General features: G+C 42.6%; 12 protein-coding genes. 5 read left to right on the forward strand and 7 right to left on the reverse strand.

The window, feature by feature from the left end:
• The 4 genes from mnmD to B2Y23_RS14585 form a co-directional block, all read right to left on the reverse strand.
• The coding region (gene mnmD / locus B2Y23_RS14570; protein ID WP_291371590.1) for a tRNA (5-methylaminomethyl-2-thiouridine)(34)-methyltransferase MnmD at positions 1 to 1,012 on the reverse strand (1,012 nt) is incomplete at its 3' end.
• 58 nt (positions 1,013 to 1,070) lie between these two features.
• Positions 1,071 to 1,589, reverse strand: a complete 519-nt coding sequence (locus B2Y23_RS14575) for a hypothetical protein (protein ID WP_291371592.1) — start codon at positions 1,587 to 1,589, stop codon at positions 1,071 to 1,073.
• 4 nt (positions 1,590 to 1,593) lie between these two features.
• The gene (locus B2Y23_RS14580; protein WP_291356997.1) at positions 1,594 to 1,896 is read right to left on the reverse strand and encodes a YciI family protein; all 303 of its coding nucleotides are present in this window, start codon (positions 1,894 to 1,896) and stop codon (positions 1,594 to 1,596) included.
• A 26-nt stretch (positions 1,897 to 1,922) separates the two neighbouring features.
• A complete protein-coding gene (locus B2Y23_RS14585; RefSeq protein ID WP_291356999.1) occupies positions 1,923 to 2,537 on the reverse strand; it encodes an inner membrane-spanning protein YciB in 615 nt (204 codons plus the stop codon).
• A 45-nt stretch (positions 2,538 to 2,582) separates the two neighbouring features.
• On the opposite strand from B2Y23_RS14585, the gene B2Y23_RS14590 reads away from it, so the two are divergent.
• Positions 2,583 to 3,434: a PHP domain-containing protein gene (locus tag B2Y23_RS14590; protein WP_291371594.1), complete on the forward strand. Its 852-nt coding sequence runs from the start codon at positions 2,583 to 2,585 to the stop codon at positions 3,432 to 3,434.
• A 129-nt stretch (positions 3,435 to 3,563) separates the two neighbouring features.
• On the opposite strand, the gene B2Y23_RS14595 is transcribed toward B2Y23_RS14590, so the two are convergent.
• Both B2Y23_RS14595 and radC read right to left on the reverse strand, forming a co-directional pair.
• Entirely contained in the window at positions 3,564 to 4,475 is a 912-nt protein-coding gene (locus B2Y23_RS14595) for a bestrophin family protein (RefSeq protein ID WP_291357003.1), read from the reverse strand.
• A gap of 71 nt (positions 4,476 to 4,546) precedes the next feature.
• Positions 4,547 to 5,239 (reverse strand): RadC family protein, encoded by a 693-nt coding sequence (radC, locus tag B2Y23_RS14600; RefSeq protein WP_291357005.1) that lies wholly within the window; start codon positions 5,237 to 5,239, stop codon positions 4,547 to 4,549.
• A gap of 113 nt (positions 5,240 to 5,352) precedes the next feature.
• Here radC and coaBC point away from each other — a divergent pair, with 113 nt between their 5' ends.
• Together coaBC and B2Y23_RS14610 are read left to right on the forward strand one after the other, a co-directional pair.
• Complete coding sequence (coaBC, locus tag B2Y23_RS14605) at positions 5,353 to 6,618, forward strand: bifunctional phosphopantothenoylcysteine decarboxylase/phosphopantothenate--cysteine ligase CoaBC (RefSeq protein ID WP_291371596.1); 1,266 nt, start codon at positions 5,353 to 5,355, stop codon at positions 6,616 to 6,618.
• Between the two features lie 154 nt (positions 6,619 to 6,772).
• Positions 6,773 to 7,150: a cytochrome b562 gene (locus B2Y23_RS14610; protein WP_291371599.1), complete on the forward strand. Its 378-nt coding sequence runs from the start codon at positions 6,773 to 6,775 to the stop codon at positions 7,148 to 7,150.
• 179 nt (positions 7,151 to 7,329) lie between these two features.
• Here B2Y23_RS14610 and dusA read toward each other — a convergent pair whose 3' ends face one another.
• Positions 7,330 to 8,349, reverse strand: a complete 1,020-nt coding sequence (gene dusA, locus B2Y23_RS14615) for a tRNA dihydrouridine(20/20a) synthase DusA (RefSeq protein ID WP_291371601.1) — start codon at positions 8,347 to 8,349, stop codon at positions 7,330 to 7,332.
• Between the two features lie 346 nt (positions 8,350 to 8,695).
• Here dusA and B2Y23_RS14620 point away from each other — a divergent pair, with 346 nt between their 5' ends.
• Positions 8,696 to 10,117 (forward strand): mannose-1-phosphate guanylyltransferase/mannose-6-phosphate isomerase, encoded by a 1,422-nt coding sequence (locus tag B2Y23_RS14620; protein ID WP_291371603.1) that lies wholly within the window; start codon positions 8,696 to 8,698, stop codon positions 10,115 to 10,117.
• Positions 10,117 to 10,478, forward strand: a 362-nt coding sequence (locus B2Y23_RS14625; RefSeq protein ID WP_291371604.1) for an ABC transporter permease, incomplete at its 3' end; no start/stop codon positions are given. The genes B2Y23_RS14620 and B2Y23_RS14625, both read left to right, overlap by 1 nt.

A 10,478-nucleotide genomic window follows, 5' to 3' on the forward strand; every position in this document is an offset into this window, starting at 1 on the left:
CATGCTGCCAGGCCAGAGTCATTAAATGATCTGCACTTTGTTCAATCGGACACAGCTTGGGATTCAGCAAAGCTAAAGGATTGCCGGAACCTCCAGAAAGAGGAGCTGACTGGTCATAGATCATCACTTGATGGCCACGCTGAGCAAATGCCCAGGCACAGCTTAAACCTGCGATTCCTGCGCCAATAATCGCTATCTGGCGCTGTTTAAAAATCGCGGCGCGTAGCTCAGTTTTTTTTTCAGTGGCATCTAAATCATTAGACGATTCAGACTGTTTTTCAGGTGCATTCCAGATGGCTTTGAGCATTTCCCGTTTATGTCTAAAACCACGCGGACGTGAAATAGAAATACCGTGATTTTTTAACCCACGTTTCAGTACACCAGCCACACTGAACGAAGCAAAAGTGCTGCCGAAATCGGATAAACGCACAATGTTGTTTAAAACATTTTCTTCCCACATATCCGGATTACAGGATGGGGCAAAGCCATCTAGAAACCATGCGTTGACTGTTACTGTTTTTTCCATAACAGGAAAGACATCATGGGCATCACCTAGCCATAAATCCAGGCTAAAACGCTCATCAGGGAAAGATAAACGGTGACAGCCGGCAATCGGCATTGGGTACTGTGCAATCAGTTGATCAGCTAAAGGCTTGAGTTCCGGCCAGGCATTTAAAGCGCGAATCAGGTCAGTTTTGCTGAGTGGAAATTTCTCGACTGAAATGGCATGCAGATGGCTATGATTATCTGGACGGACTTGCTGCCAAAGCTGCCATAAGGCTAGAATATTTAACCCGGTACCAAAACCGGTCTCACCAACACAAAAATATTCAAAGTCATTCAGGTTTGCCAAGCGGGTCGATAAATCATTGCCATTTAAAAACACATGTCGTGTTTCAAGCAGGCCATTATCTTTAGAGAAGTAGACATCGCCAAACTGTTTGGAAACGGGAACATCAATGCCATCGACGTGTTGCCAATCCAGATCGGCAGTTTGGATAGGATGAGACAAAACCTAAATAACCTTTAAATTCATCGGTAAAAACGAAATGAAGCCGTAAATGTAGCCATTACCACTGACGACGACGTTTGGTATAGACATAACTTGCAATTAGAAATCCGAGCAGGACACCAACGGCAATCGTTGCTGCACCGTATAAAAACATCTGTGCACTACGTTCACTTTGCAATACTTGCACCTGAACGCCCAAACTGTCATTTTTTAATTGCAGTTCCTGGTTCTGTGACAAGGCATCTAAATTGGCTTTTTCCAATTGCTGTAAACGCGTAGCCTGATCTTTGACCAGAGCCTTCACTTTGGCATCTTGCACTGCTTTATTCTTGGCAATTTGTTCTGCGGTTAGGGGCTTGGCTTCTTGCGGTAAACCGTTGGCATCCAGACTAGCAGCAGGAACAGTACCAGGTTTATTTGCAGGTAAAGTTTGAAGTCTAGTCTGTGGTGGAGGTGTTGCAATCGTTGCTTGAGCAGCAGGCGCTACAGCGGGTGTTGGAGCAGGGGTAGGTTCCACTGCCCAAGCTGTTGAACAGATGAAAGCGAAACCCAATAAGCTTGAAACTACAACACGCATGATTTTATCCTTGAGGGAAAGCTTTATTAAAAGGTTTCACATCAATATGACCATAGATGCCTTCTTTTAGGAAAGGTTCATCTTGCAGCCATGCATCTAACGACTCGCGGTTTTCAAAGTCAACAATAATCGTGCTACCATAAAAACCTGCTTGTGGATTACCAGGATCTTTAGGCATTGCACCTGCCACAATCAAACGACCCTCATCATTTAATTTTTGCAGGCGTTCCAGATGTTTTGGACGTGTAGCTAGGCGTTTTTCGACTGTACCTTCGTTATCGGTACAGGTTACAACGAATAAAGGCATATTTTTTCTCGATCAGTTGACCTGAATTAGGCTTCAGGCGACTTAAAATATTTGCGCAAGACAATAAACTGAATAATGATAAAGGAAAACATCACAATCATGTCACCAAATGCAGTAAATTCGCCCCAATATTTTCCGCCAGCAAATAAAAATGCGAAGAAAACATGCAAGAACGACATGAAGACAAACATTCCCGCCCAGGCGAAATTCAAATTTTTCCAGCCTTTTGCGGTTAAATTGAAAATAGGGCCAAATAAACGCTGAATCAGTGGATTTTTGTCTTTGGTAAAATAAGGCGAAAGCAGGAAAGCACCTGCAAAAACAATATTTAAAAGAGCTGCTTTTAGCCGGATATAAAAATCATCGCTCAGCATCAAGGTGATACCACCAAAAATGACGGTCATAAACAGCACAATCCATTGTTGTTTATCCAGGCGGAATTTTTGGGTGACAAATAACACACCATAAACCACCAGCATTGAGATGATCAGACCTGCGGTAGCCACCAAAATGTTATTATTATCTACACCCCCTGCCGAACCGATCAAATGTAATAGCGGATGATCGGTATCTTTTGGATCAACAGTTTTATATAAATAAAAGAAAATAATGAGGGGCACAAAGTCTAAAAGTGCTTTCATGTTAGAGTATCTAAATCTGATCAAATAAATGACATAGTATAAGTTATGCAAGGCGTAGATTTACATACACATAGTAATATTTCTGATGGAACTTTGTCTCCAGAACAACTTGTGCATGCGGCCGTAGAAAAAGGTATTCATACCCTTGCGCTGACGGACCACGATAGCATGGATGGCTTAAAATTAGCTGAAAAGATTGCACAGGATTTGCCGCTGCATATTATTTCCGGAGTGGAAATTTCCAGCCAATGGTCACGTCCGGCAACGAAAAAAAACTATGCTGTACATGTGGTTGCATTGAATATGCAAAATCCGCAACCTTTACTTGTCTTGCTGGAACAGCAAAAACAGATTCGGGCGATTCGTGCCAAACAGATCTGCGATTTACTCGTTCCTCTAATTGGTGAAGATATTTATGCCGATGTGATTGCCAAAGTGGATAACATTCCTGACCGAGTGACACGCACCCATATTGCCAAGACCCTGGTCGAAAAAGGTTATGTGAGTCGTCCACAACAGGCCTTTGATAAATATATTAAAGAAGGCAAAAAAGCCTATGTGAAATTTGATGGTCTGGGTTTAAAAGAAACCATTCAGGTGATTCACGAGAGCCAAGGTTTTGCCGTGCTGGCGCACCCGACGCGTTATGATTTATCTGCCACCAATATCCGTTATCTGATTGAAATTTTTGCCCAGTTTGGTGGAGATGCCGTGGAGCTTCCTCCTGCCATTGAACCTACATCAACTCGTCAAATGGTCGATCGAATGATTGAGCAATTTAACTTGAAAGTATCGGTAGGGAGTGACTTTCATGGAGATAATATGCCGTGGATTAAACTGGGTAATATTCCACGAGTCAAAGAAGGGCAAGTGGGCGTTTGGGAGAGTTTCCGTTAATTCATATTTTTAACCTCTCCCTTGCGAACTCAGAATATATTCTGAGAATTCTCATCTCCTGAAAGGAGAGGGAACTCCTCCCTTTGTTAAAGGGAGGTTGGGAGGGATTTTATAGGAAAGGAGGGACTTTTATAAAAGATTATGATCCTGTGCCTGAATCGGTGGCGGAGTCGGCTTACCTAAAGTTCCCAACAGCTCAATCTCGATAGTCCGTACCATTGAATCTAAAGGTAAGTCATTGCTTTGTGTGCCAAACGGCTCTTCAATTTCTGAACTTAAGGCATCTAAGCCTAAAAAAGTATAAGCCAAAATACCGACCATTAAAGGCGTCGCCAGACCTAAGGTTGCGCCTAGACTAAAAGGCAACATAAAACAGAAAAAATACACGGTACGGTTCAGCAAAACCGAATAAGCAAAGGGTAAAGGTGTGGTGGCAATACGGTCACAACCGGTTTGCACCAGGCTCAATTCGGTCACATGCTGATTCATCTGGGTATAAATAATATCGGAAATTTCACCCTCTTTAAGTGCCTGCATTAGCTCCCATTGAATCAGGCTTAAAGTATATTGCGGTGCATTGGCTTGCTGATACAGCTGGGTTATGGCCTGTTGGCTCATGCCGCTGGTTTCCACCAGAGCCAGGGGATTGGCTGTTTGATGACGTAAACGATCACGCAAGACATTGGCAAACACAATTACGTGCTGGATGATGCGTTCACGGCGACCTTGGCTGAACATACGACAGTCACGGTCAAAATGTCGCGCATTGGCTATCAGCATGCCCCAGAGTTTACGGGCTTCCCACCAGCGGTCATAACAGGCGGTGTTTTTAAAGCCCAGAAAAATCGACAGGACGACCCCAATTAAAGTAAAACCCACCAGTGGAAGTTCTGGAAAATGAAAGTAACCAATATAAGACAGCCCGCCAATCACTGAGGAGATCAGCATGACCACACCTAAAGGCGGCAAAACCTTGGGCAGAATGGTCCCGCGCCAGGAAAAGAGCAGCTTGAATACACTAGGTTGATCACGAACAATCATGTTATTAGTATCATCAAAATTTTTGTTGATCTTCAGTGTTGGCACGGCTTTTGTCAATAATTGTTACATTTTTATTGAGGCTGAATAAGCCCATGTTCAGCAAAAGAATAACTCCCTTCCGGGGAAATAATACAATGGTCAATCAGACGGATTTCTAATAAGTCACAGACCGTTGCAATATTCTGGGTTAATTCGATATCGGCTTGCGAAGGAAGGCCCAGACCAAAGGGATGATTATGTGCAATCACGATGCTACTGGCATGTTGATTGATCGCATAGCGCAGCAACTGATTTGTAGAAATTTCACACGAATTTAACGAGCCATAGAACATTTTTTTAAAGCTTATTTTTCTTAAATGGGCATCGAGGCAAAGCACGGCAAAAACTTCCTGCGTTTCACCCAGTAATTCGAATTTTAAAAAATCCAGTAATATTTTTGAATTGCTTAATTCAATTTTTTCCTGCTTTAAATGGGCGGAAATATAACGTCGTCCCAGCTCCCTTACCGCAATCAGTTGGGCATATTTACTTGCCCCAATACCATGAAACTGGCTTAAATCCTGAAGCTCGGCATCAAAAATAGGGTTGAGCCCACCAAAATGCTGCAATAGCATTCGGGACAGTTCCACCGCAGAATGTTGCTTAGAGCCTGAGCGTAAAAAGATGGCCAGCAGTTCCGCATCCGACAGGCTAGCGGCCCCTTGTAAAATCAGCCTTTCGCGTGGACGTTCCTGTTCAGGCCAGTGTTTAATCGATAAATTCATTGTTTTTAGACTTTTTTGTTATTAGTAATGGTCATTACCGCAAGTTGCTGACTTGGGTATGACTTTATTTAATGCTATTGTGAGCGCCACTGCAACAGAAAGGTAGCCTGTTCGTGAGCTTCGACTTGAGTGTGATTCCAAATAAAAACATTGTTTTAGCGGTAACTGGTGGTATTGCGGCATATAAAAGTGCCATTTTGGTCCGTCGTTTAAAAGATGCCGGCTTTAATGTCCGTGTGGTGATGACGCAAGGTGCGCAAGCATTTATAACGCCGTTGACTTTCCAGGCTTTGTCTGGAAATCCGGTGCATACTGAATTACTCAATCCTGAAGCTGAAGCGGGCATGGGACATATCGAACTGGCACGCTGGGCCGATTTATTGCTGGTTGCGCCTGCAAGTTGTGACACGCTGGCAAAATTTGCTGGCGGTCTGGCTGATGATTTACTCAGCACTTTATATCTGGCGACCAAATCACCGGTTTGGGTAGCACCTGCCATGAACCAGCAAATGTGGGCAGCCAAAGCCACGCAGCGTAATTTAAATACCCTGGTGGAAGATGGTGTGCATGTGATTATGCCGGATGCCGGATCACAAGCCTGTGGCGATGTCGGTTTAGGACGTATGCCTGAACCGGAAGATTTAGCCCGTCAAGTGACCGAATACTTTCATAAAGCACAGCGTGCGATTGCGGAAAAATTTGGCATGCTGGCAGGTAAACATGTAGTGATTACTGCGGGACCAACGCGTGAAGCGATTGATCCGGTCCGTTATATTTCCAACCATAGTACCGGCAAGATGGGCTTTGCCTTGGCTGCGGCGTGTTATGCAGCTGGTGCGAAGGTCACTTTGATTGCAGGTCCGGTGAGTCTGGATACGCCAAATGGGGTACGCCGTATCAATGTGCAATCTGCAATGCAGATGCTGGAACACAGTATGGATCAGCTGGATAAAGGCTGTGATATCTTTATTGCTACGGCTGCGGTGGCGGATTACCGTGTGGCGGAAGTTGCCGAGCATAAAATCAAGAAAGCCGGTGATGAGCTAAATGTGGCTTTAATTAAAAATCCGGATATTGTCGCAACCATTGCCCAGCAGCAAAAACGTCCATTTATGGTCGGATTTGCTGCCGAAACCCGTAATGTCGAAGAATATGCAGCCGGCAAACTGGTGGCAAAAAAACTGGATATGATTGCCTGTAATGATGTTTCACGTCCAGATATTGGTTTTGCCTCGGATGAGAATGCCATGATTGTGTTCTTTGCCGAGCAGTATCAGATGCAGCAGCGCGATCTGGAAAAAGCATCGAAACAGGAAATTGCCCAGCAGTTAGTAGAAGCGATTCATGATGCTTTACATCATGAAATTGAACCGGTTTAAAACTAACTGACTTGATTCATAAAAAATGCAGCGAATCCGTTGCATTTTTTATGCAAGGTGCACTATGTTTAAAGCTTAAAATTCAAATGTGAAGAATAAGTAAATAATAACAATAGCCCTAATTTTTGAAATGAAACTTGAAAAGGATATTCACATGATTAAAAAAACCTTAATTACAGCGCTGCTTTCAGCTGCTTTGTCGTTCAGTAGCCTGAGTTTTGCCGGTGAACTTGGGCAGAGTATGAGCATGCTTGCGAAAAACTTTAAAATGTTTAATAAGGCGGAGAATCCAAACGATGCACTGCAAGCACTGGATAATATGAAGGCTGCGGCTTTAGATGCAAAAAAAGTGGAATTGAAAGCTCATGACGAGAAAGCACCGAGCTCAGATGCTTTATTTGATCAACTGGTGACAGAGATTGATAAAACCAGAATATTGGTGCAGGCAGGTCAATTAGATCAGGCCAAAGTGGAAGGTAAAAAAATTGCTGCGGTTAAAGATCAGGGACATGCAGTTTATAATCATCACTGATTTTACCTACATTCACCGTTTTGGGTTGAAAGTGATAAAAAGCTAAATTAAGCCCACATTATTTTATAGTCATTGTTATCTGAACTGGGCAAATCGTGCTACAGCCAACAGCCTGAAAAATGAAAATGCCAGCCCACTCTTGAATGGGCTGGCATGGCTTTTTATGAAATTGCTTGCCATTAATTTGCAGCCAGATTTGACTGATTTTCTTTCACGTATTCTTCAGTACGTTGCATGGCTTCCTGAATATTGATCAAGGCTGTTTCAACATCTTTTAAGGTTTTTGCATTACCGCCACTTAAAGCCTGACGCCATTTACGTGCACCCGGCAAATTCTGAAATAAACCTAAAATATGACGGGTAATAATCGACAGTGGTGCGCCTTCCTGCATACGCTTGGCAATATATGGCATCATTTGCGCCATAATATCAAAACGGTCAGGAGCTTCTAAATTCCAGAATTGCCCAAGTTCAGCCAATAAATATGGATTGTGATAAGCCTCACGCCCAATCATCACACCATCGACATGTTTTAAATGCGCTTGAGTCTCAGCCAGGGTTTTGATTCCGCCGTTAATCTCAATTAACAGATTTGGACGTTCGCGTTTTAAACGGTAGACATCTTCATAACGTAAAGGTGGAACATCGCGGTTTTCTTTCGGCGACAAGCCCTGAAGCAGGGCAATACGTGCATGCACGATAAAATTGTCACAACCGGTTTTGGCTACAGTATCGACAAAATGCAGCATTTCTTCGTACGACTGCATGTCATCAATACCGATACGATGTTTGACCGTAACAGGTATATCCACCGCATTACGCATTTCAGCAATACATTCTGCTACCAGGTCGGGTTCTGCCATTAAGCATGCGCCAATTTTATTGTTTTGTACGCGATCACTTGGGCAGCCGACGTTTAAGTTGACTTCGTCGTAGCCCCAGTCTTGGGCCATTTTAGTACAAGTCGCGAGGTCTTTCGGATTTGATCCACCGAGTTGCAGCACAATCGGATGTTCTTCGTTGTTATAGTCCAAATGGCGATTCGCACCACCAAACAGAATGGCACCAGTCGTCACCATTTCGGTGTACATAATGATATTCGGATTAAACAGGCGAGCAAAAAAACGATAGTCACGGGTGGTCCAATCCATCATCGGCGCGACCGAAATGCGAGGAGTTAGGGACTGGAGATTAGACATAAAGTAGACCTGATTACACGAACAACAAGACAGCAAATTATACGGGGTTTAGCAAAAAAATCGACCATCTTGATGGATTGATTCACTTCAGAATGAATTATATTAAGAAGATAAGGACAGGTAAAAGTACTTATTATTTGTATTGAAATAGAATTTCTGCATAAATCTTGAACAGTTTTATTTTTCTGTATACGACTGAAGTATGAGTTTGTCTTGAATGAATAGATTTATTCAGTTAGCATTGCTTTGGGTAAATTTAAATGATTTAATCATTTAGAAATAAATCAAAAAGTTACATCAAAAAGTTACATCAAAAAACTTAATAAATTTCTTCAGACATAGATTTATGAAATTAATACCAACAATTCTTTGTGGTGGATCCGGTTCCCGACTCTGGCCGATATCTCGTGAGCAACATACCAAGCCATTTATTCGTTTAACGGATGGCGAAAGTTTGTTGCAAAAAGCTTTTCTACGTGGAGTTTCATTGCCAGCGGTAACCGAGATTTTAACTGTGACGAATAGGGAATTACAGTTTAAAACATTGGATGACTATATAGAGGTGAATAAAACTGAAATACCGACCAGTTTTATTTTGGAACCTTTTGGTCGTAATACTGCAGCGGCTGTAACTTTGGCTGCTTTACACGTCATGCAACATCATGGTGAGGAAGCTCTGCTATTAGTGCTCGCTGCCGATCATCTAATCAATAATTATTCTGCATTTTCAGAGGCAGTGAATCAGGCAATTACTCTGGCAAGTCAAGATAAGCTGGTGACTTTTGGCATTACTCCGAATGCACCAGAAACTGGATATGGTTATATCGAGGCTGATGGAAATAATGTTAAGCGCTTTGTAGAAAAACCATCTTTAGAACTGGCACAGGAATATGTCGCTTCTGGTCGTTTTTATTGGAATGCAGGCATATTTTGCTTCTCTGCTGGAACTTTAATTCGTGAAATGATGGAACATTGTCCAGAGGTTGTGGAATCTGTGCGCACTTGTCTGGAATCTTCTCAGACCATACAAGGTGATAATCGTAAGCAAATTGAATTGAATAAAACTTTATTTGCAGCTGTGCCCGATATTTCGATCGATTACGCTGTGATGGAGAAATCTTCCAATGTGGCGGTGATTCCTTGTGATATCGGTTGGGATGATATTGGTTCCTGGACTGCGATGGATCGCTTGGGCGAACATGATGAAGCGGGTAATACCGTCATTGGTGAGGCAATTCTTCACGATGTTCAGAATAGCTATATTCATAATAATGGTACAGGAAGACTGATTGGGGCAATTGGGGTAGATAATCTGGTGATTGTTGATACTCCCGATGCTTTGCTGGTGACAGATAAATCACGGGTTCAAGACGTTAAGATTTTGTATAACGCACTTAAAGCGCAAAATCATGAAGCTTATAAACTTCATAACACAGTGGTTCGTCCATGGGGTACATATACTGTTCTGGAAGAGGGTGCCCGTTTTAAAATTAAACGTATTGAAGTGAAACCCGGCGCAAGCTTAAGTCTGCAAATGCATCATCATCGCAGTGAACACTGGATCGTGGTCAGTGGTATGGCTAAAGTGCTCAATGGAGAGCGTGACTTTTTTGTTAATACCAATGAATCCACTTATATCCCGGCCGGCCATCAACACCGCTTGGAAAACCCAGGCGTACTTGATTTAGTGATGATTGAAGTACAAAGCGGTGAGTATTTGGGTGAAGATGATATCGTCCGTTTTCAAGATAATTATGGACGCGTTTAATGATTGGCTTTTTAAAACCTTTATGGGGATATCGTGGTTTTATCTATGGAAGTGTCAAGCGGGAATTTCAAAGTAAATACCGCAATTCCTTATTGGGAGGAGCATGGACTTTTCTAAACCCATTAGCCATGATTGTAGTCTATACAGTAATTTTCTCTCAGGTGATGAAGGCTAAATTACCCGGTATTGAAAGTGGCTTTGCATATAGTATTTATTTATGTGCAGGCGTGCTGACCTGGGGATTGTTTGCTGAAATTGTGGGTCGCGGTCAAAATATTTTTTTAGAGAATGCTAATTTATTGAAAAAAATTAGTTTTCCACGCATGTGTTTACCCATTATTACTGTGCTGAATGCCAGCGT

Origin of the sequence: Acinetobacter sp. UBA5934, assembly GCF_002430855.1 — a bacterium.
Classification (GTDB): Bacteria; Pseudomonadota; Gammaproteobacteria; order Pseudomonadales; family Moraxellaceae; genus Acinetobacter.